Here is a 26,343-nt window from a genome sequence, read left to right as displayed (position 1 = left end):
ATAGTAAGAATCGTTTTCATATTCAACTGAGGTTAAATACTTAAAAGTAAGTATTCATTACAATTTCATTTTTATAATTAATGAGTCTGATTTCTATTTGTGCCTGTTTTACCATCAAATCAGACTGATCGCAAATGCGAATGATGAGTTAAATCAGTTAACTGAATGTTTCTATAACGCGCTGTCAATACGGATAAATACCGATTATTAACATAATCGGCTCACGATGATTTTAATAAAATAACATTCGGATTTTAATTAACTCGCAGCATATCCTCGTAATTATTTATAAATTAGCCTGAGTTGCTGATTGAATTAACCTTCATGTTAAATAGATTGTTAAATCAGCCCGATCTACTTTTGCTTTGAGTGGGCCTTTTACCCAAGAAAAGAATTTCGTGCTAATTAATTTAAAAGATAAGTCATCAACTTTATAGAAGAAAAGAATATGAGAAGGGCCACAGAAATGTGACCCTTGGCCGGTGTGTATCAGCGTTTCTTCAGGGCCGCAGCCAGTGCATCACTCATGGCACTGTTATTGCCCGTATTACTGTTACTGTCTGATCGCCCTTTTGCTGCCGGGCGGCTGTTCGAGTCATTGCTGTTACGCGGGCGGCTGGTGCCGCGATTGTCATTATTGTTTTTGGTGCCATTATTCGCCCCATTGCCAGCACGGCGCGAACCGCTTTCACCCGGTTGCTCATCAAGGCGCATGGTCAGGGCAATACGTTTGCGCTGTAGGTCCACTTCCATGACTTTAACTTTGACGATATCACCGGCTTTCACCACCTTGTGCGGGTCATCGACAAACTTATCTGCCAGTGACGAGATGTGCACCAAACCATCTTGATGAACACCAATATCCACAAAGGCACCAAAGTTGGTCACGTTCGTCACCGAACCTTCGAGGATCATGCCTGGCGTCAGATCATTCAGGGTTTCGACGCCCTCGGCAAAGGTCGCGGTTTTAAACTCAGGGCGTGGATCACGACCCGGTTTTTCTAACTCGCGCAGGATGTCGGTGACCGTCGGGACACCAAAACGCTCGGTAGTGAAATCCCGTGCGTTGAGATTACGCAGCGCTGCAGCATTGCCCATCAGGTCCTGCAATGCCTGTTCGGTTGCCGCCAAAATGCGCTCAACCACCGGATAGGCTTCGGGATGCACGGTTGATGCGTCCAGCGGGTTATCACCGTGGTTGATGCGTAAGAAGCCCGCGCATTGTTCAAAGGCTTTTGGCCCCAGACGGCTGACTTTCAGTAATTGCTCACGGTTATGGAAGCGGCCGTTCTCATCACGCCAGTTAACGATATTCTGCGCCATCATGCGGGTTAAACCGGCAACACGGGTCAGTAACGGCACGGATGCGGTGTTTAAATCCACACCAACGGCGTTTACGCAGTCTTCTACCACCGCATCCAGCTTTTTCGCCAGTTGGCTTTGGCTGACATCGTGCTGATACTGGCCGACCCCGATAGACTTCGGATCAATTTTTACCAGCTCAGACAGGGGGTCTTGTAACCGGCGGGCAATAGATACCGCCCCACGGATAGAGACATCCAGATCCGGGAATTCCAGTGCCGCCAGCTCAGAAGCAGAGTAAACCGAGGCCCCGGCTTCGCTGACAATGACTTTCTGTGCCGTGACGGCCGGATACTGCTGCTGCAATTCGGTAAAGAAGCGTTCGGTTTCCCGTGATGCGGTGCCGTTACCGATAGCCACCAGTTCAACCTGATGCTTGATGCACAGGGCCGCCACCACAGCAGCGGCTTTGGCCGCCTGCCCGGTATGCGGGTAGATGGTATCAAAGGCCACCAGCTTGCCAGTAGCATCAACCACCGCCACCTTTACGCCGGTACGCAGGCCGGGATCGAGACCCATGGTAGCGCGCATCCCTGCTGGTGCGGCCATCAGCAAATCTTGCATGTTACGGGCGAATACATTAATGGCTTCGTCTTCGGCCCGTTCCCGCAGGGTACTCATCAACTCGGTTTCCAAGTGCATCAGCACTTTGATACGCCAGGTCCAGTTGACTACCGCTTTGCGCCAGCTATCCGCCGGCGCGTTATTCAGCCGCAGATCCAGATGGTTGATAATAATCTGTTCGCCCTGACTCTCGCGAGGCGGTTCGTCGAACTGTGGGTCGGGATTCAGTGCCAGTTGCAACACACCTTCATTGCGGCCACGGAACATGGCCAGTGCGCGGTGAGAAGGTACTTGGGCGATAGGTTCGTGATGATCAAAGTAATCGCGGAATTTAGCGCCTTCCAGCTCTTTACCTTCCACCACTTTTGCCACTAAATGGGCATTTTTCCACAAGTACTGGCGCACTTTGGCCAGCAGGGTAGCGTCTTCAGCAAAACGCTCCATCAGGATATAGCGCGCACCATCCAGTGCTGCTTTGGTGTCCGCGACGCCGTTGTCGGCATTGATATAAGTATGAGCAACCTGTTGCGGATCCTGTTGCGGATCGTGCCATAAACTGTCTGCCAATGGCTCCAGACCGGCTTCAATCGCAATCTGCCCACGGGTGCGGCGTTTCGGTTTATAAGGAAGATATAAGTCTTCCAGCTCGGTTTTACTCATCGTGCCGTTGATGGCAGCGGCTAATTGCTCAGTGAGCTTGCCCTGATCTTCAATTGATTTAAGAATGGTTTGACGTCTTTCTTCGAGTTCACGTAGATAGCCCAAACGGCTTTCCAACTGGCGCAACTGGGTATCATCCAACCCGCCGGTAACTTCTTTACGATACCGCGAAATAAAGGGAACGGTATTACCTTCATCAAGCAGACGGATAGCAGAGATAACTTGCTCCGGCCGTGCTTGTATTTCGTTTGCAATAATGCTGCTCAGTTGTTCATTCATAAGTCTAATATCAATTTGTGAGTGGGAAAAACGGCTAATGATAGTTATACGGATTGCACGGATAAATTGCCAGTAGCGCGGTCGCCGGACTGAACTTATCGGTAAAAATTTAGGTATAGTAGAGGTCTCTATGCCAAGGGAACAATTTTATGGCTAAAAGTAATTACATAACCCGCGAAGGCTGGCAAGCGCTGGATCATGAATTGCATTATCTGTGGCGGGAAGAGCGCCCGATAGTGACGCAAGCGGTGTCTGAAGCCGCCGCAATGGGTGACCGTTCGGAAAATGCTGAATATATCTATGGCAAGAAGCGGTTGCGGGAAATTGATCGCCGGGTGCGCTTTCTGGCCAAACGCCTTGAAGTGCTGAAAGTGGTCGATCCTGACCCACGTCAGGAAGGGAAAGTCTTTTTTGGTGCCTGGGTGCGGGTAGAAAATGAATCAGAAGAGCAGCGTGTTTTTCGCTTAGTTGGGCCAGATGAGTTTGATCCGGCGAAAAAATGGATTTCTATCGACTCGCCGGTTGCTCGCGCCTTAATTGGTAAACAGGTGGATGATGAGGTGACGGTTCAGACGCCAAATGGTGAAGCAACCTACTGGATACTAGAGATCCGCTACCGCCCATTTGACGAAAGTGTTGATAATTAGGCACAACAATAAGCTTTGTAACAATTTCGACTAGAATGTATACCATTAATCGCTGTCTGTTAGCGTAAGTTTTTCTGACAATGTGCAGGTTCGGGCAATATGGCCTTTGGGAGTAATAAAATGCAAGAGAACCACAAGATTCTGGTCGTTGATGACGATATGCGCCTGCGTGCGCTGTTAGAACGTTACCTGACAGAGCAAGGTTTCCAGGTGCGCAGTGTTGCCAATGCTGAACAGATGGATCGCTTGCTAACCCGTGAGTCTTTCCACCTGATGGTGCTCGACCTGATGTTACCGGGTGAAGATGGTTTGTCTATCTGCCGTCGCCTGCGTAGCCAAAGTAACCCCATGCCGATCATTATGGTGACGGCGAAAGGCGAAGAAGTGGACCGTATAGTTGGGCTGGAAATTGGCGCTGACGATTATATTCCGAAACCATTCAATCCCCGTGAGTTGCTGGCTCGTATCCGTGCGGTGTTACGTCGTCAGGCGAATGAGCTACCGGGTGCACCTTCACAGGAAGAAGCGATTATTGCGTTTGGTAAGTTCAAACTCAATCTGGGGACGCGCGAGATGTTCCGTGAAGACGAGCCTATGCCATTGACCAGTGGTGAATTCGCGGTGCTGAAAGCACTGGTAAGCCATCCACGCGAGCCGCTATCCCGCGATAAGCTGATGAATTTGGCTCGTGGTCGCGAATACAGTGCGATGGAGCGTTCTATCGACGTACAGATTTCACGTCTGCGGCGCATGGTAGAAGAGGACCCGGCGCATCCTCGCTATATCCAAACTGTATGGGGCCTGGGCTACGTATTTGTGCCGGACGGCAGTAAAGCATGAGGCGATGGCACTTTTCTCCACGTAGCTCATTTGCCCGAACCTTACTACTGATTGTGACCTTGCTGTTCGTCAGCCTGGTCACCACGTACTTGGTGGTGCTGAATTTCGCCATTTTGCCCAGTTTGCAGCAGTTTAATAAAGTGTTGGCCTATGAAGTTCGTATGTTGATGACCGACCGGCTGCAACTGGAAGATGGCACGCTACTTGAAGTCCCGCCGGCGTTTCGGCGTGAGATTTACCGTGAATTGGGGATTTCGCTTTATACCAATGCAGCGGCGGAGGAAAGTGGCCTACGTTGGGCGCAACATTACAAATTTCTCAGTGACCAAATGGCCCAGCAGTTGGGTGGGCCAACCGATGTTCGAGTTGAAGTTAACAAAAACTCCCCCGTAGTCTGGTTGAAAACGTGGTTATCGCCAGATATTTGGGTGCGGGTGCCATTAACTGAGATCCATCAGGGCGATTTCTCGCCACTGTTCCGTTATACCCTAGCCATTATGTTACTGGCCGTTGGCGGTGCCTGGCTGTTTATCCGTATTCAGAATCGGCCCTTGGTCGAGCTGGAACATGCGGCTTTACAGGTCGGGAAGGGTATTATTCCGCCGCCTTTACGCGAGTATGGCGCTTCAGAAGTGCGTTCGGTGACCCGGGCATTTAACCAAATGGCGGCTGGCGTGAAGTTGCTGGCGGATGACCGCACCTTGTTGATGGCTGGGGTCAGCCATGATTTACGCACACCATTAACCCGGATCCGTTTGGCGACCGAGATGATGAGTGAAGCCGATGGATACCTTTCTGAGTCGATCAATAAAGATATTGAAGAGTGTAATGCCATTATCGAGCAGTTTATCGATTATCTGCGCACCGGGCAGGAGATGCCCACCGAGTCAAGTGATCTCAACGCGGTATTAGGCGAGGTGATTGCGGCCGAAAGTGGCTATGAGCGAGTGATTGAAACTGATTTATGCGATGGCGAAGTGCTGGTGGATATTCATCCGTTATCGATTAAGCGCGCCTTGGCCAATATGGTGGTGAATGCGGCCCGTTACGGCAATGGCTGGATAAAAGTGAGTAGCGGCACCGAGCTACAGCGGGCCTGGTTTCAGGTAGAAGATGATGGTCCCGGTATTAAGCCGGAGGATTTAAAGCATTTGTTCCAGCCTTTTGTCCGTGGCGATAGCGCTCGCAGTACCAGCGGTACCGGGCTGGGTTTGGCAATTGTGCAGCGGATTATTGATGCTCACGCCGGTTCACTGGATATCGGTACCAGCGAACGGGGTGGGTTACGGATCCGGGCGTATATTCCATTGCCGCTGGATGTGAAGCCTAAGCCGCCAGCCGTGATTTGATTTGTTCTTCAAAGCACATTTTAGCGGCGTAGTGAAAAACAAAAAGGGGCACTTACATGCCCCTTAGATTGCTGACAAAATTAACGCTAACTTAGAGTTTTGGCCCGGCGCTGACCAACGCGGCACCTGCTGGGGTATCGGTATATTTATCAAAGTTAGTGGTGAAACGCTTCGCCAGATCTTCGGCTTTCTCTTGCCACTGTGCGACATCCGCATAAGTGTCACGAGGATCGAGGATCTCAGGGTTCACACCCGGTAATGCCGTTGGCACCGCCAGATCGAAGATTGGCAGGGTAAAGGTTTCTGCCTTATCAATTTCACCGTTTAGAATGGCGTCAATGATGGCACGGGTATCCTTGATGGAGATGCGCTTGCCAGTACCATTCCAGCCGGTATTGACCAGATAGGCCTGTGCTCCCACCGCTTGCATCCGTTTAACCAGTACTTCTGCGTATTGCGTTGGGTGTAGCGACAAGAATGCTGCACCAAAGCAGGCGGAGAAGGTTGGCGTTGGCTCGGTCACACCGCGCTCAGTGCCCGCCAGTTTGGCAGTAAAGCCAGACAGGAAGTGATACTGGGTTTGATTGGCCGTCAAGCGTGATACCGGTGGTAATACACCAAAGGCATCGGCGGTCAGGAAGATAACCTTAGTCGCATGGCCCGCTTTGGAAACCGGCTTAACAATGTTTTCGATGTGGTAGATCGGGTAAGAAACACGGGTATTTTCAGTTTTAGAACCGTCGTTGAAATCAACGCTACCGTCTGCCAACACCACCACGTTTTCCAGCAAAGCATCGCGTTTAATCGCATGGTAAATATCAGGTTCGGCTTCTTCGGATAACTTGATGGTTTTGGCGTAACAGCCACCCTCAAAGTTAAATACACCGTCATCATCCCAGCCGTGTTCGTCATCACCGATCAACTTACGTTTCGGGTCGGTAGACAGCGTGGTCTTACCGGTACCGGACAGGCCGAAGAAGATGGCGACATCGCCTTTCTCACCGACGTTAGCTGAGCAGTGCATAGAAGCAATGCCTTTCAGGGGCAGCAGGTAGTTCATCATTGAGAACATACCTTTCTTCATTTCGCCGCCATACCATGTGCCGCCAATGAGCTGCATACGTTCTGTCAGGTTAAAAGCAACAAAGTTTTCTGAGTTCAGACCTTGTTGTTGCCAATCCGGATTGGTGCATTTAGCGCCGTTCATGACGATAAAGTCCGGCTCGAAACAGGCCAGTTCTTCATCTGATGGGCGGATAAACATATTTTTGACAAAATGCGCCTGCCAGGCGACTTCAGTGACGAAGCGTACTTGTAGACGGGTATCTGCGTTAGCGCCACAGAATGTATCAACAACAAACAGACGTTTGCCAGACAGTTGCTGGGTGACCAGCCCTTTCAGGTGGTTCCAGATTTCCTGGCTCAGAGGTTTGTTATCATTCTTGCCTTTGCCCTGATCGGCCCACCACACGGTATCCTGAGTGATAGCATCGCGGACAATATATTTATCTTTTGGTGATCGGCCGGTAAAGATACCGGTATCTACTGCGATTGCTCCTGTCGTGGTGAGGGTCCCGCGCTCGTATCCTTTCAGCGTGGGTTTGGTCTCTTCCTGGAACAGTAAATCATAGCTTGGGTTGTAAACAATCTCGCTGACGTTATGGATGCCATAGGCGGCGAGCTCCTGCGGGGTAATTCCTTTAACATTCATGTCATAACTCCTGGATCGTCAATTTTCTACCCGCGATTGTAAATGCTCACCTCTGATTAACAGCGATAGCGTTCAAATATTTCACTATATGGCCTATTTTTCGCTAGGTTATGAGAGATAGGACACGGATTGCCGCAAGTATGAAACACCAGAAGAATTAGCTGGGCACGAGTCAGCACCCAACCAATCATTATAGTAATTAATGAATTTGTTCCGAGGAAGGGCTGTTGCCCTCTTTTAATGAAGCAATATCGACGGCATCAAACAGGTAGTGATTGCCGCAATACTCACAATGCATATCAATATTGCCATCTTGCTCAAGCATTTCGGTGATGTCATCTTCGGATAACGTGACTAATGCATCAGCACAACGTTCACGGGAACAGGTGCAACGGAAGCTCACGTTTTGTGGTTCATATAACGTCACCTCTTCCTGATGGTATAAACGATACAGCACTTCATTGGCTGGCAGCGTGAATAACTCCTCAGCTTTAATTGTGGTTGTAAGTTGTGCCAGATGATCAAATTCATCTTCATTGCGATCGGTCGCTGGCAGAACTTGTAACAGCATACCGCCCGCCGCCGCTTTGCCTTCCACTTTGCCGGTTCGGATAAACAGGCGTGTCGGCAATTGTTCTGATTGCATAAAGTAATTTTCCAGGCAGGCGGCGAGAGTATCACCTTCCAATGCCACTACGCCCTGATAGCGTTCACCCTGTGCTGGTGTAATGGTTATCACCAGATAGCCGTTGCCGATCATCTCTTTTAGTGTGCTTTCATCGCTGATTTCGCCTTTAAAACGGGCGACACCACGCATTTGCTGTTGGTTATTACCGTTAATTACCGCCAGTGACAGTGGGCCATCGCCGCCCTGTAATTGCACGGTGATATCACCCTCAAATTTGAGGGTAGCGGTCAGCAAACTGGTCGCGACCAACATTTCACCTAATAGTTTTTGCACCGCAGGTGGGTAATCATGGTTGGCTAATACCTGCTGGTAGGTTTCATTGACTGAAACCAGCTCACCGCGTACAGCATGGTTAGCAAACAGGTAGCGGTGTAATTGATCGTGATTAGTCATCGGTTTTTTCTCATTCCGGCGGGCCTTACTCAGGCTCGCCTTGTTTAAATTTAATCAGGTCGCGGCGCTCTTTTTTATCCGGTCGCCGATCCGGATGTGGCATGGTTAGGGCATTCAGTTTGCGCGCCTGTGCCACCTTTTCGCGGTTAGCGATACTGGCTTCAGTCTCTTCATACAGTGCCTGCGCTTCAGTTGCACCACGGCGTTGGCCGTGTAATGCCAATACCCGCACGGTACGTTCATCATTGCCCTGACGCAGACGGATTTCAGCATTGAGTTCAACTAACTTACTCGGTTTACCGCGCTGACCGTTGTAATGGACTTTACCGCCATCCACCATGTCTCTGGCGATTGCTCTGGTTTTATAAAACCGGGCGGCCCATAGCCATTTATCCAGCCGAACCGATTCGTCAGAGACTGTTTTGTTCTTCATGGATACTCCTTTCGGCTGTTTTACTCACAACGTCATTTTATTCACAACGTAACTGTAGAGCGGGTAACAGCTTACGGTAATCATTGATTGCAGGGTGACGATGAAATGCTTGGTCAGCACAACTGGAGTCTGGGTTTTCTATGCCCAGACAGTAACGGATACCAAAGGTACGAGCAGCATCCAAGATCGTTTCACTGTCATCGACAAATAAGGTTCTGGCCGGATCCAACCCGGTATGCTGTGTGACGGCTTGCCACAGCCGTTGATCTTCCTTTGGATAACCAAATGTATGGGTGGAAAGTAATAAATCAAGGTGCTGGTCAAGAGCTGTGTGCTCAATTTTTACCGCCAGGCTGTGTGGGTGGGCGTTGGTGAGCAAAATTGTTTGTAAACCCCGCTCACGTAAAACGGATAAAAATGGCTTGGTATCTTGACGCAGGCGAACCCGGCTGCCAGCTTCTGTGGTCATGGCGTAAATATCTAAATCTAGCCGTTCACTCCAGTAATCGAAGCAATACCAATTTAAGGTATGTTGCACCGCCAGATATTCATCATGAATAATGTTGTGCGCTTGCTCCAGCGGGATCCCCCGGCGTTGGCTGAGTGTTGCCGGTACCTGTTTTAGCCAGAAATAGCTGTCGAATGCCAAATCTAGCAGGGTGCCATCCATGTCCAACAACACGGTATCAATTTCTTGCCAATTAAATTCAGGGGGCATAGCGACTCCATAATCACGATACGGATAACAAAGAATACAAGTGACCAATCAGGGGGCATTGCCGATAAGCTAGCACCGCTAAAGTTAGCCTAGCATATCAACGTTACTGTGTGGGCACCCATGGGTGCGGCCAGAGATAAATGAGATGACCGGCGATAAACGTAAAATCGTTAACGCAGGAAGGGGGCTGGAGTTCGCGGGTGGTTAAAGCAACTCTCATAATAGTGCTGAATATTATCCATCCGGCTACGGTTTTTCAGTATCCGCTGAATTAATAGGGTGGTATTCACGACCAAGCAGACAATCAAAGCCAGCAACAGCAGGCTAGTACCCAGATAACGACCAAGTGTCACAATATCCGGCTCGCTATGCAACGTAATATGCCGCGTACCATTGGCATCAACCGTGATGCTGGTGATAATCCCTTCGGCCTTAAACGGTGTGTTAAGTAGCAGCCCTGAGAGCCGCTGCAATTCCCGCCATTGCTCTAGTGCACTGTAATCAAATAGTGGGACGGCCGGTGCGGGGTGATTCACTAACTGCTTACCCTCATCGCTGGTTATCAGGAACCCACCCGGTGGCGGGCTATTTAACGCTTCTGTCGCCAAATGGGTTTCACGGTAAACAAACGATGAGGCGGCGGTTTTAACCAGGCTTTCCAAGGCATCGGCACTGACCGGGCGTAACAGCACGTTCATGCCTTTCAATGTGCCAGATTGCGCCCGTTTGACCAGCCCAGACCAATTCTTGGCATTACCCAGGTTAACCAACGCATTTTTCAAACGCATACAGTCACTATCTCCGCCACATAATGCCTGGGTTTTTAAGACGATATCGGCAAAGTCATCCAGTAAAATCATGCCGGACTTTTCAATCGCGGTTGCCAGTTGTGGGTTAACGTTGGCATCGGTGCCTTGTGGGTGTAACTGTTGATTGACGGTAGCGACCAATGCGGCGGCTTTTTCAATCGTCTCAGATTCAGGTTGTGGCAGTGGTGCGGCGTTATTCCAATAGATACCGGAACAATCAAAAGGCGTAAAAACAAAGCTGTGTGGGTTCTGAGTATTCGGCGGGACATAACACATACCCGTACCCTGAGCTTTCAGCATATCGCCGATGCGTAGTGGCATTTTTTCCAGCGCTTCGACACTGGTAACCTGTTGGCTTTGCGCACCTTGCAACCAGGCAACACTTAATTTTAATGGCAGGCCGAGCGGCACATAGATCAGTAATAACGCGATAACCAACAGTGAACCGGCGATTAGCGTCAGGTTTTTCCCCCAACGCTGTAATGGAAAATGTCTCATTTCGTCATGCAGAGATAAAAAAGGCCCCTGGCGAACAACCTGACGATTAAGGTAGATATCAATATTGGTTTTCTTACCCAGGTCATGAGCAAAATAAGGTCCCCAATGGGCCGGATAAATCAGGTCGACAATCCCGAGTGAGATATTGTTCATCTGCCCCTGATCCGATTCACCAAACAGCCCCCAGCGCTTCAACGTACCGCTCAAGCAATGGACTTCACGCAAGTCTTTTTCAGACAATGGGCGGAACATATTCCAGCAGGCCCAGCCGGTTAGCGTTGCTGCCACAATAACCAGCCAAGGCAGCGTTACCGTCGGGCCCGTCAGCGCGAAAAACAGCAATAGCAATGCCAGACAAATAGCCCCAGCTTCTTTTAAGCCATTAGAGCCATGCAGGGCATACTCTTCCGGTGTTTCCTTGCGGATATTCAGCAGCTCGATATGTTCGCTGTCTTCTTTGCGAATTGATGCATTTTGCTCTGCGGACGGCAAAATAGGCGGGTAGGTGTTTTCAGGTTGGTGATTTTTAAGCGTATGCCCGTTGAGGGAAATTACTAATGGAATTGTCTGGGTTTGGATCAGTTCGACGTCGTTATCCTGAGCAATATATTGCTCCCATGATGAGGGCAGGTGGACTTCAATCGAATCAAGGTAATAGCGCCATTTATTGGGTTCGTCACTTGCCACGCCGTAGCGGGTGATGGCGCGGGTTACTGAATAAACGTTATCGCTTTGTGGTATCAGGACGAGTTTTACTGGCGAAGTATTGCTGTTGGTCAGGGTGTGGGTATCGAAAGTTGACGAGGTTTTAAATCCGAGTTTCTCTTGCTGGTTTAACAGGTAATGTTCAATATTAACCCGCTCTTCCGACGTGAGTTTGCGGTGAGTGGGTTTGGCGAACAGCAGTATAGCCGCTCCAGAGGTAGCACGGCGGAACCGGAACCACCACAACAAGCCCACTGCGATCAGACTGGTCAACAGTAAGGACAATATTAAGAGCATTGTACTCATCCCATCCCCATCCGAGCGCCCTGACTCATGTCAACTCTATGAAATAATGCATATTATGCATAAATACAGTACAGAGGAATATAGCAGAGTCATTCAATGCATTAACGTAGCCACACGCTACTCTTCATCAAATAACCTAATACAAGTGCTCTTAAACTGCCCGTAGACCGGTAAGGATAGCAAGGCTAAAACATCGGTAATATCAGCATAATCCTATTTTCAAACACAATTCTTAACCTGTCTGAAGTGGGGGTGGGTGAAAATTAACCAGTTGAATCTTGACTAAACTCGACGTCATGTTAAAAACAGGTAAATTATATCTAACTGACATTGCGATAAAGGTTCTCATCAACGCACAATGTGATCAAGTTCTAATAAATTCCAGTATAAAGCGTCGGGTTAATCGTTATGGGTAAAAAGTGGCTTACTAAGTAACCACAATGAGGCTCTGATTATTCTGATATGAGTCCGATAGGCGGTGAGTTTTTAATTTGGGGCTATCATGAAACACCTGCAAAAACCTAAAATTCTTAAAATAGAGACGGTTGCCCATTCCCATTTGTTTACTGTCGAAGCGGTAGACTTGGAGTTCAGCAATGGCGTACAACGTGTTTATGAACGGATGCGGCCATCGAATCGCGAAGCGGTGATGATTGTGCCTATTATCGGTGATGATTTGTTGCTGATCCGTGAATACGCTGTCGGTATTGAAGAGTATGAATTGGGTTTCCCCAAGGGCCTGATTGATCCGGGTGAGGGGGTGCTAGAGGCCGCGGATCGCGAGCTGATGGAAGAAGTTGGTTTTGGCGCTAAACGTTTCGATTATCTGCGTAAACTGACCATGGCACCGTCCTACTTCTCCAGCAAAATGAATATCGTTATTGCGCAGGGCCTCTATCCGCAAAGCCTGGAGGGCGATGAGCCGGAACCATTGCCACAAGTGCGTTGGCCCATTGCTAACATGATGGCACTGCTTGATGAACCCGGTTTCTGTGAGGCCCGTAATGTCAGCGCTTTGTTCCTTGCACAGGTATTTCTTAATAACACCGAGATCTCTTTATAATCAGTGACCCCCGATAAAAAGCCGGGATAATCTGGCGATCTCCCGGCTTTTTATCGGGGCTGCTTTGCTACAGAGGCTAAATCATCCGTGGCGGCCCAATATGACTATCAGAACAACTCGTGGGTCTGCCCGTTGTCCATCAAGGTGGTTCCCGCCTCATGTACCGAATATTCAGTGGGTTGTGTCCCCTCGATAAAGAATTCAGGACGGCTACCTGGCCCACCACTGGATAATTTACCGGTTTGTTTATCAATCACCACACTGACTATCCCCGGAGGGGGGGGAACTTGTTTCTCTGGCAGACCTTCAAGGGCGGCTTTCATAAAGTCATCCCATGCTGGCTGAGCCGTTTTAGCACCGCCTTCCGCACCGGAGATTTGATCAGGTATCACGCCTGATGCAGAGCTACGGCCTAAGTTGCGGCGATGGTCATCGAAGCCGATCCAGACTGAGGTCACGGTATCCGGGCCATAACCTGAGAACCAGGCATCTTTCGAACTATTGGTGGTACCGGTTTTACCGCCGATATCTTTGCGTTTCAGATCACGGCCGGCACGCCAGCCGGTTCCCATCCAGCCGGGTTCGCCGAAGATGTTAGAGTTCAACGCATCGCGGATCAGGAAGGCCAATGGCGTGCTGATGACGTGTGGCGCATATTGTTGATCGCTATTGAGCTTGGCCTGTGCTGGCGTGACTTGCTCCAGTTCAGGCATTGCCACATTACTGGCATTGTTAGTCTGTGACGTGGCGACGTTCTCGATATTATCGTCGGACAGCACCACCGAGCGCTGAGTGTCACCATAGATGACCGGCAAGTTACAGCTTTCGCAGACAATTTTCGGTTTTTCTTCAAACAGCACATTGCCTACGTCATCAGTAATTTTGGCGATGAAGTAGGGATCAACCAAATAGCCGCCGTTTGCCAGCACCGCGTAGCCACGGACTAATTGCAATGGGGTAAACGAGGCTGAACCCAATGCCAGTGACTCCGAATGCACAATATTCTGCGCCGGGAAGCCAAAGCGTTGCAGGTATTCAGCGGCGTAATCCACACCCATCGCCCGCATTGCCCGCACCATCACCACGTTTTTCGACTGGCCTAAGCCTTGGCGCAAACGAATTGGGCCATCATAAGTGGGTGGTGAGTTCTTTGGCCGCCAGTCGGTACCCGCACCCGCATCCCAGCGCGTGATTGGCAGGTCGTTGAGGATGGTTGCTAAGGTCAAACCCTTGTCCATCGCGGCGGTGTACAGGAAGGGTTTTATATTTGAACCGACTTGACGCAATGCCTGTGTGGCGCGGTTAAATTTACTTTGGTTAAAGTCAAAACCGCCCACCAACGCTTTCACCGCACCATTGTTTGGATCGATAGAAACCAGGGCTGAGTTGACGTCCGGTACCTGTGCCAGCCACCAATTATCATTGACTTTTCTGACCCAAATCTGCTGGCCGGGTTGAACCACATCAGTCACTTGTTTTGGGGTTGGCCCCTGAGCATTATCCGATTTATACGGGCGTGCCCAACGCATACCGGACATCGGCAGCGCAACGCTTGTACCATCAGCTAACATGGCTGTCGCTTGTGCGGCATCTGCTTCAGTTACTACCGCAGGTAATAGCGGACCATAAACCGGCAGTGTTTTCAGTGAATCGATAATCTGTTCGCGGCTCCATGCATTTTCGCCCACTTTCCATAACACATTGGACGGGCCCCGATAGCCATGGCGCATGTCGTAAGCCAGCACATTGGCGCGTAAGGAATCAACCGCAGCCAACTGGAGCTTTCTCGTTATGGTGGTATAGACCTGATAGCCGTCGGTATACGCATTCTCACCGTAACGCTTAATCATCTCCTGACGCACCATTTCGGACAGATAAGGTGCCGAGAACGCGATTTGTGGGGCATGGTAGTTGGCGACGAGCTCTTCACTGCGCGCGTGATCATACTGCGCCTGAGTAATGTACTTTTCATCCAACATCCGCGACAACACCACGTTACGGCGGGCAACGGCTCTGTCGTGTGAATAGAGTGGATTAAAGGTTGACGGTGCTTTTGGTAAACCGGCAATCATCGCCATCTGACTGAGGGTCAACTCGTTGACCTCTTTGCCGAAATAGACCTGTGCCGCCGCCCCGACGCCATAGGCCCGGTAACCCAGATAAATTTTGTTTAGATACAGCTCAAGAATTTCATCTTTGGTCAATAACTGTTCGATACGAATTGCCAGAAATGCTTCCTTGATTTTACGCATCAAGGTGCGTTCCGGGCTTAAGAAGAAATTTCGCGCCAATTGCTGGGTAATGGTACTTGCCCCTTGCGAGGCTCGACCAGAAACCAGTGCCACAGAGGCCGCACGCAGGATACCCACTGGGTCCACACCGTGATGCTCATAGAATCGGCTATCTTCTGTTGCAATAAACGCATGCACCATTTCTGGTGGAATTTGTTTTAGTGTCAACGGGATACGGCGTTTTTCACCGTATTGGGCGATCAGTTCGCCTTCGGCGCTATACACCAGCATAGGTGTTTGCAGCCGGACATCTTTCAGCGTGGCAACATCGGGTAGCTGTGGCTCAATATATTTGTACAGGCCAAATATCGAGGCTGCTCCCAGTAAAATGCAACACACCGCAAGGATCAAAAAATACTTTACGAACTTCACCTGAGATTTCCCATTCAATGTCAATTGGGCAGTTTATAAACAACCGCGCCGTAGTATAAAGGCAAGCCCGTAACATGGATACGTTCTTTTATTCTCTCTCGACATGGAGGTCGACAAAGGTGTACACACAATATTGGCAGGTTGGGCTAGATATTCAAATGGAAGCTATCCGCGCATTGGCTGTTGTTAAGCGCCGCTCTGGTTGGCAACTACGCTACTGGTGGTATCAAACCTTACCTTCTGGCGTTTTGCGGGATGGTATTTTACAACAACCGGATATTGTTAGCGACAAACTCAGATTATTACGCAAACAATTACCGCGACATATTTCATTACGTATTGCCTTGCCCGCACAACGTATATTGCAACACACCATTCCAGCGCCGGACAGGCGTTTGCGTGAACCGGCGCGTGATGGTTTCATCAACGCCGCAGCAAGCAGAGCATTTCCGGTCAGCAGTCAGGCACTGGCTCTGGATTATCGTACCGAAACCGCATCTGGCAGTGAGTTGTTAATCACTGCCGCTCGTCAGTCAGAAGTCCGGCAATGGCAGCAATGTTTACATCAGGCGGGCCTGTCATCCCACATGATTGATATCACACCCTGTGCTCTGCGTTATATGGCAACGGCAGCAGGGTTATCCGGGTCGTATTGGCTGGTTCATCGTTTGGTGAATGAGTGGTTATGGGTATCATCTGCCGATATGCTGTTTGATTTCGGCGTGGTCGCGGTTGACTCAGATGATTGGGGGCCTGGAAGCCCCCCATCACCGACGTTCAATCCGTTATCTACCTTACTGGCACAGCTTCTTGCGCGCTATCCCGAACAGAATGGTGCACCAGTGAAAGTGTATTACAGCAGTACTCTGGATGAACCGACGCCAGCAAACATGACGGCCTGGTTGCCTTTTACTGCCTTTACCCACTATCAGCCGCCGCTGCCCCCCTTACCCGCGGCATTTACTTTGGCTGGGGGGCTGGCATTACGCCCGGCTGACGACTGATGTATCAGGTTAACTTTTCATCATGGCGCGCCGAACATCAGTTAGATCGTTATCGTTTTTGGCGAAATGCAGGTTTGTGCCAATGCACACTTTTTGTGATCACGCTGCTGGTAATACAAGTGCAATCACGCACGGCACACATCAGACAACAGGTTAATTTGGCTGCATTATCACAACAGCAGTCGCTATTAAGCCAGCACTATCAAGAACTGCAACAGGCTATGGCGCAGCTACGGCATAGGGAACACCGCGCCCAAATTTATCGTCAGGCACTCCAACCCGCCCGACGATACTCAACATTGTTGCAGCAACTCTCACAACAAATTCCGGATAGTTGTTGGTTGGTCAGTTTAATACCACAAGACGAAAGGGTGGTTTTCGAGGCAATTAGTCAGAATTATGCGGCAATTAATGTTTTTTTAGTGCAATTAGGCCGCCAGCCTTTACTTGAGAATGTGCACTTACAAGGGATTACTCAACAGGAGGACGGCCATTTTCGCTTTGTGGTTTGGGCTGAGTGGCGGGATGGGGGTGAAAATGATGAATAAACAATGGCAACGTTGGATCGATAGGCCGGGTTGGCAACTTTGTTTATGGCAATGGGGTATTCTGGGGCTCTTTGGCATTATTGCGTATGGCATGCTATTACGCCCTGTATGGCAACAGCAACGTCTCACCACACATCAGATTATTCAGCAGCAACAGCAGATTGAGCGCCAACAGTCTGCTTTGGCGCGGTTGCCTTCACTCTTCCATGTTCGTCAGCAAATCACGGTATTGAGATCAAATGAAACCTCATGGCGGCAGCTTGATAGCTCAATGGCCCATTTGGTGGGTGAATTGATTACACCGTTTGGTGGGCGGGTTATGCGTTGGCAGCGACAATCTGAATCGGTGGTAGAGGCAGACGTGGGGTCAGTAAGGCAGCGGGAGTGGCAGGCCACCTTGCGGGTCAATTTCTATGGGTTACTCCATTTACTGCGTCAGTTATCTGAAATACCAGGACCTACCCAGATCCAACTCGTTGAGATTAATAGCGATCACCCGGCGCTGACGGTGAAATTAAGACTGAAAGAATATCGGGCGGGAGAGACAAATGAGTAGCCGCAAGAGCCGGTTGGCAATGCAGCTACTGATAATCGTATCACTGGTTCCTGATGTTTATGCCGACTCTTTATTCATAGCCGTGGGGCGTAACCCCTTTCAGCCGGTATCAACAGAGCCATGCGATGATGCCCGAGAGCAGCTAACCCATTGGCAATTAAAAGGTATTGTGAGTGGCGCAGATGACTATTCAGGCTGGGTACAGCGGCCGGGAGGTCACTGGCAGAAGCTCATCATCGGCACACGGTTGTTGCCGAATTGGCAGGTTACCCACATCAGCTCACGGCAGGTGATTTTACAGTATGCAAATCCAGCCAGTTCTTGTTTTGGCTCAGCAGAATCAGTGGTGTTGTCGATGCGCTGAATTAAGTTTTTTCTGAATGATGGAAAATGACGTGGAGTTTAAGTCAGGTGAAGCGGACATCTCCACAGCTTCAAATACGAAAGATACAAAAGGAATTGATCTGATGGATATTGATACAACTACAGCCAGGTACTGGCTCACTCCTGCGTGCAATAATATTGTACGGGCGCGATTACTCATGTTGTTACTGCTCAGCTTATTACTCATTAGTGCCGCTTCTCACAGCAAAAAAGGAGGGCAGCCGGTCACACTGGAGTTTCAGGACGCACCGGTCTCCATCGTGTTGCAGGCGTTGGCCGATTATCAGCAATTGAATTTAGTTATTGCCGCCGGGGTTGGTGGCAATCTTAGCCTGAGGCTGGTTGACGTTCCTTGGGAGCAGGCGCTGGCTATCATTTTGCGCATGGGCCAGTTAAAAGTGGAGCGCGAAGGAGCCGTGATGATGGTTTTCACTGAACAAGATATACAGGAAAGGCAGCAACGGGCTGAACAAAAATCCGCGCCAGGATCCCTGAGTAATCTCATCCTTGCTTTGCAATATGCTGATGCCGAATATGTAGCCGATAGTTTGAATCTCCCCGAAGGGGGCTTGCTCTCTCCACTGGGTAGCGTCGTGGTAGATAAACGTACAAATACATTATTAATTCGCGATACTCCCGCGTCTTTAGCACTATTGAAAAACTGGTTGGCAGAAATGGATTTGCCTTTACAGCAAGTACAATTAGCTGCGCACATAGTAACCATCAGCCGAGAAAGCTTGCAGGAACTTGGTGTCCGTTGGGGGATGAATGAAGCAAAGCATGCCAGCTCGCTCAGGGTGAATAATTTTAATGTCAATTTACCGCTGCTAAATAGTGCGGTCAGTGCAGGATTCAATGTTGCCCGTATCGGCGGGCGTCTACTGGAACTGGAGCTTAGCGCGTTGGAACAAGAAAACCAGGTTGATATTATTGCCAGCCCACGCTTGGTGACTTCGCATCAGCAAACTGCCAGTATAAAACAGGGTTCCGATATTCCTTATACAGTCTCGCGAGGTAAAAAAGAGGCACCGACTATCGAATTCAAAGAAGCAGTATTAGGGATGGAAGTAACACCAAAAATACTGCGTAATGGCAAAATTACTCTAAACTTGAAAATTAGCCAAAATATGCCTGGCATGGCAATTAAACGCGGTGATAGTGAAGCATTACTAATAGATAAGCAGGAGATAACAACCCAAATAACCGTAAACGATGGTGAAACTATTGTGCTGGGAGGTATTTTCCAACAAAAAAGTAGTCAGGGCGTTAATAAAGTCCCCATATTGGCGGATATTCCTTGGTTGGGAGCACTGTTTAAACAAAATGGCCAACAACAAAGTCGTCGGGAGTTAGTGATTTTCATTACGCCAAAATTAATCAGTGCCTGAGTGCTGTGAGATGCGATTTTATCGAAATAGGCCGTTCTTGGTGACTTTCTGCAACTTTTTGTGTGATAGGAGGCTTCTAAATTTGACGCTGCGCCCGATTTAGCTTACAAGGGTTACCGAATTGAGCTCCGAGGTTTTTAATAACGTTGATACGCCGATAAAAACGTATGGTTTCCCTCCCACGACGTGTACAACGATTTATTCGGTTGCCAAACTACCAGAAGTGCTGAGATAATTTTCCGTCTGATCTCGTACTATCGCTCATGAGGTTTCAGTTTAGGTCCCGCCGCTAATTTGATTGGCGGGGCGGGTTATCATTAACGAATAGTCTTAGTAATACCAAAAACATGGCAGAGAAACGCAATATCTTTCTGGTTGGGCCTATGGGTGCCGGCAAAAGCACTATTGGTCGTCAGTTAGCTCAGCAACTCAATATGGAGTTCTTCGACTCCGATCAAGAAATTGAGCGACGTACCGGAGCTGACGTGGGCTGGGTATTCGACGTGGAAGGCGAAGAAGGTTTCCGCGATCGCGAAGAAAAAGTTATTAATGAACTGACGGAAAAACAAGGCATTGTTCTGGCGACCGGTGGTGGCTCTGTTAAATCCAGAGAAACTCGTAACCGTTTGTCAGCCCGTGGCGTTGTGGTGTATTTAGAAACCACAATCGAAAAGCAGTTAGCCCGTACACAACGTGACAAAAAACGTCCGCTGTTGCAGGTTGATGCGCCTCCGCGTGAAGTGTTAGAAGCACTGGCAAAAGAACGTAATCCGTTGTACGAAGAAATTGCAGATGTCACCATCCGCACTGACGATCAAAGCGCCAAGGTCGTTGCTAACCAGATTATCAACATGCTGGAAAGTAACTGATTTTAGCATTTTACTAATGCCTATGGGCGTAAGTTTAAGAAGGTTACTGAGCGCGACATGGAGAAGATTACTGTCACGTTAGGGGAGCGTAGTTACCCCATTACGATTGCCGTTGGGTTGTTCAATGCCCCCGCCTCTTTTAAGCCGCTAAAGGCGGGTGACCAGGTAATGCTGGTCACTAACCAAACGCTGGCTCCGCTCTATCTGGATTCGCTCCGGGCAGTGCTGGAGCAAAGTGGCATTAAAGTTGATCAGGTGATTTTACCTGATGGCGAGCAGTATAAATCTCTGAGTGTTCTGGAGCAGGTATTTTCTGCCCTTCTGGAAAAACCGCACGGTCGTGATACTACGCTTGTTGCCTTAGGTGGCGGTGTAGTAGGCGACCTGACCGGTTTTGCCGCAGCTTGCTACCAACGTGGCGTTCGGTTTATTCAAGTCCCCACGACCTTACTTTCTCAAGTGGACTCTTCTGTCGGTGGCAAAACCGCAGTGAACCATCCGTTGGGTAAGAACATGATTGGTGCTTTCTACCAGCCAGCATCGGTGGTGATTGACCTCAATTGTCTTAAAACTCTTCCTCCACGTGAGCTTGCTTCCGGGCTGGCTGAAGTGATCAAATACGGCATTATTCTTGATGCAGCTTTCTTTGATTGGTTAGAAGATAATATCGATGCATTACTCGCACTGGATATGTCAGCGTTAGCTTACTGCATCCGCCGTTGCTGCGAATTAAAAGCCGATGTTGTTGCTGCCGATGAACGTGAAGAGAGTGGGATGCGCGCTTTACTCAATTTGGGTCATACTTATGGTCATGCCATTGAAGCCGAAATGGGTTATGGCGTCTGGCTACACGGGGAAGCCGTTGCTGTCGGTATGATGATGGCGGCACAAACCTCCCGCCGATTGGGTCAGTTCTCCGCCAGTGATGTTGAGCGGATCAAGAAACTACTTTTACGCGCCGGTCTGCCTGTCTGCGGGCCGCCGGAAATGACACCAGAGTCTTATCTGCCGCATATGATGCGGGATAAAAAAGTGCTGGCGGGCGAGCTTCGTCTGGTACTGCCAACCGCTATCGGTAAGTCAGAAATTCGTAGCGGTATCGCACATGACATGGTGTTAGCATCAATAGCTGATTGTCAGTATTCGAAAATGGCATAAATGCGATATTAATATTATTCCTTTGCTGCGGGCTGTTTATACCCTAAATAATTCGAGTTGCAGGAAGGCGGCAAGCGAGAGAATCCCAATGAGCTTATCAGTAAGTGATTCGGGTGATTGAGCGTAGCCAACGCCCATGCAGCTTGAAATATGACGGATATAGCCTGTTTGCAGTCAGTACAATCAATCAGCCGGACTGCAGTGACAAAAATGCGGTAGGCTTTTGCCTCTAGTTGGAGGGTTTAGATGGATGATTTAAAGCCGGAAGACGATCTGAAACCAGATAGCAGTGACCGTCGCCCAATACGTCGTGCCCGCAAGTCTTTGACCGGGTCTAAGCTTGCTATCTCACGCCAACATATCATGATTGGTATCGGCATTTTAGTGCTGCTATTGATCATTATTGCCATCGGTTCTGCCCTGAAAGCCCCAACAGAACATGAAGCATCCCAACAGAATCCGAATGTTGATGCTGCGAGAAATATTAATCTGTCTGACTCATCCTCACTTACCAGTGGCGCTAACACGCAACCCGCGGTGGCGAACAATGCCAGCGATGGTCATGATGCCAACGGTGTGAAGAATACCGCTCAGCCACAAGAGATCAGTGTTCCTCCGATATCTCCGACGCCAACCGAGGCCGCTGCGCAGCCTGCAACAAACAGCCCGACTCAGCGTGTTGAATTACCGGGGAATATGTCTGACGCGCTCTCCCAGACTCAGGGGCAGGTCGATACACTGTCTCAGAATATGAATGACGGCCAGACATCAACCTTACCGACAGCACCGGCAACGGTTTCTGGCTCCAAAGGGGCTAAGACTGCGACGACGGGCGAAACGATTACTCATCCATCGCCGAAACAAACTACGGTTGCAACTAAACAATCGTCTATCAAACAATCGTCTATCAAACAATCGTCTATCAACCAATCTTCTACCAACCATAAGAAGCCGACCACGGCGATTTCCCCAGCAGCGTCTGCGGTGGCCCAATCAGGTTCGGTGAGTGGCAGCAGTAATACATTGAAAAATGCGCCAGGTAGCCATTTCACGATACAGCTGAGCAGTGCATCACGCTCGGATACGTTGAATGCCTTTGCCCGGCAGCAAAAATTAACTGACTATCATGTTTATGAAACTAAACGTGATGGTAAACCTTGGTATATTTTAGTGAGTGGTAACTACGCTTCTTCTGCTGATGCAAAAAAGGCTATCACAACACTACCAGCCGATGTTCAGGCGAAAAAACCGTGGGTTAAACCTGTACAACAAGTGCAGCAAGACCTTAAAAAATAAATCATTCTTATTTGTGCGCTGATGTGCTGTTTGAAACAGAGTACAATCTGCGGCTCTGAATTATTAAGTAGCTAACTGACGGCATGAAGAAAAACCGCGCTTTTTTAAAATGGGCTGGTGGGAAATATCCGCTGGTTGATGACATACGACGCCATCTTCCTGCGGGAGACTGCTTGATAGAGCCATTCGTCGGTGCGGGGTCGGTGTTTCTTAACACTGAGTATGAGTCTTACATACTGGCCGATATCAACAACGATCTTATCAACCTCTACAATATCGTGAAGGACCGCACTGATGACTTCGTGCGTGATGCTCGTGTTTTATTCACGGGGGACTTCAACCAATCTGAGCAGTTTTACCTACTGCGTCAAGAGTTTAATTCCAGTACCGATGCCTATCGCCGTGCATTATTGTTTCTCTATCTGAATCGCCATTGTTATAACGGTCTGTGCCGTTATAATTTGAGCGGTGAATTTAATGTGCCTTTTGGTCGTTACAAAAAACCTTATTTCCCGGAAGCTGAGCTGTATTGGTTTGCTGAAAAATCACAACATGCTGTTTTCGTTTGTGAGCACTATCAGGAAACGTTATTAAAAGCGGTGCACGGGGCGGTGGTTTACTGCGATCCTCCATATGCGCCATTATCAGCGACGGCTAATTTTACGGCATATCACACCAACAATTTTGGCATCGTGGATCAACAGAATCTGGCTCGTTTGGCTTATCAGCTTTCGAGCGAAAACAAAATTCCGGTGCTGATTTCTAACCATGACACAGAATTGACGCGCAATTGGTATCACCAGGCGTCACTGCATGTAGTGAAAGCGCGCCGTACTATCAGCCGTAATATTCTTGGTCGTAGTAAAGTGAACGAGCTTTTGGCGCTGTATAGCTGAGTGGGAACTTCCACTCAGTAAAGATTCAAACCCAATGGTTTATGAAATAAAATGCCTAATATTGCTGTGATGAATGCTGTTAAGCTAATGTTTTATAAAACAAAAATAGAAGTTTGGAGAAGCAGATGAAAAAGTTTTTAATTGCCCCATCTATTCTGTCAGCCGATTTCGCCCGCTTGGGTGAAGACACCGCCAAGGTACTCGCGGCCGGTGCTGATGTTGTGCATTTTGATGTGATGGACAATCATTACGTTCCTAACCTGACCATCGGCCCTATGGTGTGCCAGGCCCTGCGTGATTACGGTATTACTGCGCCGATTGATGTGCATCTGATGGTGAAGCCGGTTGACCGTATCGTCCCGGATTTTGCCAAAGCCGGTGCCACTTATATCTCATTCCACCCTGAAGCTTCAGAACATGTCGACCGTACCCTGCAACTTATCAAAGAGAATGGTTGTAAGGCCGGTCTGGTGTTCAATCCAGCCACTCCTCTTAGCTATCTGGATTATGTGATGGATAAGCTGGATGTCATTTTATTGATGTCAGTAAACCCCGGTTTCGGCGGCCAGTCATTTATTCCTGAGACACTGAATAAGTTGCGTCAGGTGCGTAAACTGATTGATGACAGTGGTTATGATATTCGTTTGGAGGTGGATGGCGGGGTGAAAGTTGATAATATTCGCCAGATAGCCGCCGCAGGTGCTGATATGTTTGTGGCAGGTTCGGCTATTTTCAACCAACCGGATTATGCCGCGGTGATTGATGCCATGCGCAGTGAGCTGGCGGTGTTGGCCCATGATTAAATTCGACTCTATCCGTGGTGTGGCTTTTGATCTCGATGGCACATTAGTGGATAGTGCCCCCGGTTTGGCCAGCGCCATTGATATGGCGTTGCAGCATCAGGGGTTACCGCTTGCCGGTAAAGCGTTAGTATCAACCTGGATTGGCAACGGTGCCGATGTTTTAGTGGAACGCGCTTTACGTTGGGCGGGCCATGAAGCTGATGCCAAAACGGTTACCCATACCCGTGAGCTATTTGACCACTATTACGCCAAAACGGTTGAGCAGGGGAGCCAACTATTCCCACAGGTTAAAGCCACATTGGAACAGCTTGTCGCCCATGGCTTGCCGATGGGCCTGATTACCAATAAGCCCACGCCGTTTGTTGCTCCTTTGCTGGTATCACTGGGTATTGCGGATTACTTCTCTGTCATTATTGGCGGTGATGATGTGGTGGTGAAAAAGCCCCATCCGGCCCCGTTGTATTTACTGTTAGCCAAACTGGGCTTGCGCGCCAGCGAAATGCTGTTTGTCGGTGATTCGCGTAATGACATTATGGCCGCACAGGCAGCGGGTTGCCCCTGTATTGGGTTGACCTATGGATATAACTACGGTGAAGCTATTGCCACCAGTCACCCCGACTGCGTGCTGGAGCATTTTGCCGATCTGTTGCCCATCATCGGGCTGTCATCTTTAAAAGGTCAGGAAGTCTAAAATGAGTAAACCCACTGAATTAACGGCTGTATCCGATAAACCAATAAAACCTATCGTATTTAGCGGTGCGCAACCGTCCGGCGAATTAACCATTGGTAATTACATGGGTGCGCTGCGTCAGTGGGTACAGATGCAGGATGATTATGATTGTATTTATTGCATCGTTGACCTGCATGCTATTACTGCTCGTCAGGATCCTACTCTGTTAAGAAAAAGAACTCTGGACACCTTGGCGCTGTATCTGGCTTGTGGCATTGACCCGCAGAAAAGCACCATTTTTGTTCAATCCCATGTGCCAGAACACTCTCAATTGGGATGGGCGCTGAACTGCTACACCTATTTCGGCGAGTTGAGCCGCATGACTCAGTTCAAAGATAAGTCAGCCCGTTATGCCGAGAATATTAATGCTGGCTTGTTTGATTACCCAGTGTTGATGGCGGCGGATATTTTGCTGTATCAGACCAATCAGGTGCCGGTGGGCGAAGACCAGAAGCAACATCTGGAACTCAGCCGCGATATTGCCAGTCGATTCAATAATCTGTATGGCGATATCTTTAAAATCCCTGAGCCGTTTATTCCTAAAGCGGGTGCGCGAGTGATGTCGTTGCAGGATCCAACCAAAAAGATGTCTAAATCTGATGACAACCGCAATAACGTCATCGAATTGCTGGAAGACCCTAAGTCGGTGGTGAAAAAGATTAAGCGCGCGATGACGGATTCTGACGAGCCAGCGGTCGTCCGTTATGACGTAGAAAAGAAAGCCGGTGTTTCTAACCTGCTGGATATTCTGTCGGGTGTGACAGGCCAGTCTATTCCTGAGCTGGAAGCCCAGTTTGAAGGCCAGATGTATGGTCATCTGAAAGGTGCGGTTGCTGATGCAGTTTCTGGCATGCTGAGTGAGCTACAGGCGCGTTATCACACTTATCGTGCAGACGAGGCACTCTTACAGGAAGTGATGCGTGAAGGGGCTAGCAAGGCCCGTGCTCGCGCGCAAGAGACACTGGCTAAGGTGTATCAAGCCATTGGTTTTGTGGCCCATCCGTAAGTAATGGCATAGGCCAT

The 26,343-nt window shown here is 49.1% G+C and carries 23 protein-coding genes; 16 read left to right on the top strand and 7 right to left on the bottom strand.

The annotated features are described in order from the left end of the window. Positions 1-489: 489 nt before the first annotated feature. The gene (locus tag AEP37_RS08730) at positions 490-2,865 is read right to left on the bottom strand and encodes a Tex family protein (RefSeq protein WP_049612419.1); all 2,376 of its coding nucleotides are present in this window, start codon (positions 2,863-2,865) and stop codon (positions 490-492) included. A 149-nt stretch (positions 2,866-3,014) separates the two neighbouring features. Here AEP37_RS08730 and greB point away from each other — a divergent pair, with 149 nt between their 5' ends. The 3 genes from greB to envZ all read left to right on the top strand — a co-directional run bounded on the left by greB (position 3,015) and on the right by envZ (position 5,701). Then, entirely contained in the window at positions 3,015-3,512 is a 498-nt protein-coding gene (gene greB / locus AEP37_RS08725; protein WP_049612418.1) for a transcription elongation factor GreB, read from the top strand. Positions 3,513-3,632: 120 nt separating this feature from the next. Next, positions 3,633-4,352: an osmolarity response regulator transcription factor OmpR gene (gene ompR, locus AEP37_RS08720; protein ID WP_004393220.1), complete on the top strand. Its 720-nt coding sequence runs from the start codon at positions 3,633-3,635 to the stop codon at positions 4,350-4,352. Continuing rightward, entirely contained in the window at positions 4,349-5,701 is a 1,353-nt protein-coding gene (gene envZ, locus AEP37_RS08715) for a two-component system sensor histidine kinase EnvZ (RefSeq protein WP_049612416.1), read from the top strand. Before ompR ends, envZ begins: the two co-directional genes overlap by 4 nt. 91 nt (positions 5,702-5,792) lie before the next feature. Here the strand turns inward: envZ and pckA are convergent, their stop codons facing one another. The 5 genes from pckA to AEP37_RS08690 all read right to left on the bottom strand — a co-directional run bounded on the left by pckA (position 5,793) and on the right by AEP37_RS08690 (position 11,962). Next, positions 5,793-7,412 carry a phosphoenolpyruvate carboxykinase (ATP) gene (gene pckA, locus AEP37_RS08710; RefSeq protein WP_049612415.1) on the bottom strand — a complete coding sequence of 540 codons (1,620 nt, stop codon included), beginning with the start codon at positions 7,410-7,412 and terminating at the stop codon, positions 5,793-5,795. 199 nt (positions 7,413-7,611) lie between these two features. Continuing rightward, positions 7,612-8,493 carry an Hsp33 family molecular chaperone HslO gene (gene hslO / locus AEP37_RS08705; protein WP_049612413.1) on the bottom strand — a complete coding sequence of 294 codons (882 nt, stop codon included), beginning with the start codon at positions 8,491-8,493 and terminating at the stop codon, positions 7,612-7,614. 25 nt (positions 8,494-8,518) lie between these two features. Further along, the gene (gene hslR / locus AEP37_RS08700; RefSeq protein ID WP_049612410.1) at positions 8,519-8,926 is read right to left on the bottom strand and encodes a ribosome-associated heat shock protein Hsp15; all 408 of its coding nucleotides are present in this window, start codon (positions 8,924-8,926) and stop codon (positions 8,519-8,521) included. Positions 8,927-8,963: 37 nt separating this feature from the next. Further along, entirely contained in the window at positions 8,964-9,644 is a 681-nt protein-coding gene (yrfG, locus tag AEP37_RS08695; RefSeq protein ID WP_049612408.1) for a GMP/IMP nucleotidase, read from the bottom strand. A 170-nt stretch (positions 9,645-9,814) separates the two neighbouring features. Next, the gene (locus tag AEP37_RS08690; RefSeq protein WP_049612406.1) at positions 9,815-11,962 is read right to left on the bottom strand and encodes an intracellular growth attenuator family protein; all 2,148 of its coding nucleotides are present in this window, start codon (positions 11,960-11,962) and stop codon (positions 9,815-9,817) included. 502 nt (positions 11,963-12,464) lie between these two features. On the opposite strand from AEP37_RS08690, the gene nudE reads away from it, so the two are divergent. After that, the gene (gene nudE / locus AEP37_RS08685) at positions 12,465-13,025 is read left to right on the top strand and encodes an ADP compounds hydrolase NudE (RefSeq protein WP_049612405.1); all 561 of its coding nucleotides are present in this window, start codon (positions 12,465-12,467) and stop codon (positions 13,023-13,025) included. A 107-nt stretch (positions 13,026-13,132) separates the two neighbouring features. Here nudE and mrcA read toward each other — a convergent pair whose 3' ends face one another. Next, a complete protein-coding gene (gene mrcA / locus AEP37_RS08680; RefSeq protein WP_049612403.1) occupies positions 13,133-15,688 on the bottom strand; it encodes a peptidoglycan glycosyltransferase/peptidoglycan DD-transpeptidase MrcA in 2,556 nt (851 codons plus the stop codon). Positions 15,689-15,807: 119 nt separating this feature from the next. On the opposite strand from mrcA, the gene pilM reads away from it, so the two are divergent. The 12 genes from pilM to trpS all read left to right on the top strand — a co-directional run bounded on the left by pilM (position 15,808) and on the right by trpS (position 26,326). Next, positions 15,808-16,692, top strand: a complete 885-nt coding sequence (gene pilM, locus AEP37_RS08675; protein WP_049612401.1) for a type IV pilus biogenesis protein PilM — start codon at positions 15,808-15,810, stop codon at positions 16,690-16,692. After that, complete coding sequence (locus tag AEP37_RS08670) at positions 16,692-17,240, top strand: PilN domain-containing protein (RefSeq protein WP_049612399.1); 549 nt, start codon at positions 16,692-16,694, stop codon at positions 17,238-17,240. Before pilM ends, AEP37_RS08670 begins: the two co-directional genes overlap by 1 nt. Then, a complete protein-coding gene (locus AEP37_RS08665) occupies positions 17,233-17,796 on the top strand; it encodes a hypothetical protein (protein WP_049612475.1) in 564 nt (187 codons plus the stop codon). The genes AEP37_RS08670 and AEP37_RS08665 overlap by 8 nt, the downstream gene beginning before the upstream one ends. Beyond that, a complete protein-coding gene (locus tag AEP37_RS08660) occupies positions 17,789-18,160 on the top strand; it encodes a pilus assembly protein PilP (protein ID WP_235801367.1) in 372 nt (123 codons plus the stop codon). Before AEP37_RS08665 ends, AEP37_RS08660 begins: the two co-directional genes overlap by 8 nt. 178 nt (positions 18,161-18,338) lie before the next feature. Continuing rightward, positions 18,339-19,568: a DNA uptake porin HofQ gene (gene hofQ / locus AEP37_RS08655; protein WP_082170737.1), complete on the top strand. Its 1,230-nt coding sequence runs from the start codon at positions 18,339-18,341 to the stop codon at positions 19,566-19,568. A gap of 347 nt (positions 19,569-19,915) precedes the next feature. Beyond that, complete coding sequence (gene aroK / locus AEP37_RS08650) at positions 19,916-20,437, top strand: shikimate kinase AroK (protein WP_004702222.1); 522 nt, start codon at positions 19,916-19,918, stop codon at positions 20,435-20,437. A 57-nt stretch (positions 20,438-20,494) separates the two neighbouring features. After that, positions 20,495-21,595 carry a 3-dehydroquinate synthase gene (aroB, locus tag AEP37_RS08645; RefSeq protein ID WP_049612398.1) on the top strand — a complete coding sequence of 367 codons (1,101 nt, stop codon included), beginning with the start codon at positions 20,495-20,497 and terminating at the stop codon, positions 21,593-21,595. A gap of 246 nt (positions 21,596-21,841) precedes the next feature. Continuing rightward, on the top strand, positions 21,842-22,891 hold the full coding sequence (locus AEP37_RS08640) for an SPOR domain-containing protein (RefSeq protein ID WP_049612396.1): 1,050 nt from the start codon (positions 21,842-21,844) through the stop codon (positions 22,889-22,891). Between the two features lie 83 nt (positions 22,892-22,974). After that, the gene (dam, locus tag AEP37_RS08635; protein WP_049612395.1) at positions 22,975-23,787 is read left to right on the top strand and encodes an adenine-specific DNA-methyltransferase; all 813 of its coding nucleotides are present in this window, start codon (positions 22,975-22,977) and stop codon (positions 23,785-23,787) included. Positions 23,788-23,912: 125 nt separating this feature from the next. Beyond that, entirely contained in the window at positions 23,913-24,590 is a 678-nt protein-coding gene (gene rpe / locus AEP37_RS08630) for a ribulose-phosphate 3-epimerase (protein ID WP_049612393.1), read from the top strand. Then, positions 24,583-25,281, top strand: a complete 699-nt coding sequence (locus AEP37_RS08625; protein ID WP_049612391.1) for a phosphoglycolate phosphatase — start codon at positions 24,583-24,585, stop codon at positions 25,279-25,281. Before rpe ends, AEP37_RS08625 begins: the two co-directional genes overlap by 8 nt. A gap of 1 nt (position 25,282) precedes the next feature. Further along, a complete protein-coding gene (gene trpS, locus AEP37_RS08620; RefSeq protein WP_049612389.1) occupies positions 25,283-26,326 on the top strand; it encodes a tryptophan--tRNA ligase in 1,044 nt (347 codons plus the stop codon). Positions 26,327-26,343 lie beyond the last annotated feature (17 nt).

Origin of the sequence: Yersinia pekkanenii, assembly GCF_001152565.1 — a bacterium.
In the GTDB taxonomy this organism is placed as follows: Bacteria; Pseudomonadota; Gammaproteobacteria; order Enterobacterales; family Enterobacteriaceae; genus Yersinia; species Yersinia pekkanenii.
The sequence above is the reverse complement of the archived record's forward strand: the minus strand, read 5'-3'. Positions and strand labels throughout refer to the sequence as shown.

What these genes read in the sequence shown, in the direction of transcription:
- pckA (WP_049612415.1), bottom strand. Translation starts at nt 7,412, where the DNA reads ATGAATGTTAAAGGAATTACCCCGCAGGAGCTCGCCGCCTATGGCATC.
- hslO (WP_049612413.1), bottom strand. Translation starts at nt 8,493, where the DNA reads ATGACTAATCACGATCAATTACACCGCTACCTGTTTGCTAACCATGCT.
- nudE (WP_049612405.1), top strand. Translation starts at nt 12,465, where the DNA reads ATGAAACACCTGCAAAAACCTAAAATTCTTAAAATAGAGACGGTTGCC.
- rpe (WP_049612393.1), top strand. Translation starts at nt 23,913, where the DNA reads ATGAAAAAGTTTTTAATTGCCCCATCTATTCTGTCAGCCGATTTCGCC.
- AEP37_RS08640 (WP_049612396.1), top strand. Translation starts at nt 21,842, where the DNA reads ATGGATGATTTAAAGCCGGAAGACGATCTGAAACCAGATAGCAGTGAC.
- aroK (WP_004702222.1), top strand. Translation starts at nt 19,916, where the DNA reads ATGGCAGAGAAACGCAATATCTTTCTGGTTGGGCCTATGGGTGCCGGC.
- AEP37_RS08730 (WP_049612419.1), bottom strand. Translation starts at nt 2,865, where the DNA reads ATGAATGAACAACTGAGCAGCATTATTGCAAACGAAATACAAGCACGG.
- greB (WP_049612418.1), top strand. Translation starts at nt 3,015, where the DNA reads ATGGCTAAAAGTAATTACATAACCCGCGAAGGCTGGCAAGCGCTGGAT.
- hofQ (WP_082170737.1), top strand. Translation starts at nt 18,339, where the DNA reads ATGTTGTTACTGCTCAGCTTATTACTCATTAGTGCCGCTTCTCACAGC.
- envZ (WP_049612416.1), top strand. Translation starts at nt 4,349, where the DNA reads ATGAGGCGATGGCACTTTTCTCCACGTAGCTCATTTGCCCGAACCTTA.
- ompR (WP_004393220.1), top strand. Translation starts at nt 3,633, where the DNA reads ATGCAAGAGAACCACAAGATTCTGGTCGTTGATGACGATATGCGCCTG.
- AEP37_RS08660 (WP_235801367.1), top strand. Translation starts at nt 17,789, where the DNA reads ATGAGTAGCCGCAAGAGCCGGTTGGCAATGCAGCTACTGATAATCGTA.
- trpS (WP_049612389.1), top strand. Translation starts at nt 25,283, where the DNA reads ATGAGTAAACCCACTGAATTAACGGCTGTATCCGATAAACCAATAAAA.
- AEP37_RS08625 (WP_049612391.1), top strand. Translation starts at nt 24,583, where the DNA reads ATGATTAAATTCGACTCTATCCGTGGTGTGGCTTTTGATCTCGATGGC.
- dam (WP_049612395.1), top strand. Translation starts at nt 22,975, where the DNA reads ATGAAGAAAAACCGCGCTTTTTTAAAATGGGCTGGTGGGAAATATCCG.
- yrfG (WP_049612408.1), bottom strand. Translation starts at nt 9,644, where the DNA reads ATGCCCCCTGAATTTAATTGGCAAGAAATTGATACCGTGTTGTTGGAC.
- AEP37_RS08690 (WP_049612406.1), bottom strand. Translation starts at nt 11,962, where the DNA reads ATGAGTACAATGCTCTTAATATTGTCCTTACTGTTGACCAGTCTGATC.
- AEP37_RS08670 (WP_049612399.1), top strand. Translation starts at nt 16,692, where the DNA reads ATGTATCAGGTTAACTTTTCATCATGGCGCGCCGAACATCAGTTAGAT.
- AEP37_RS08665 (WP_049612475.1), top strand. Translation starts at nt 17,233, where the DNA reads ATGAATAAACAATGGCAACGTTGGATCGATAGGCCGGGTTGGCAACTT.
- hslR (WP_049612410.1), bottom strand. Translation starts at nt 8,926, where the DNA reads ATGAAGAACAAAACAGTCTCTGACGAATCGGTTCGGCTGGATAAATGG.
- aroB (WP_049612398.1), top strand. Translation starts at nt 20,495, where the DNA reads ATGGAGAAGATTACTGTCACGTTAGGGGAGCGTAGTTACCCCATTACG.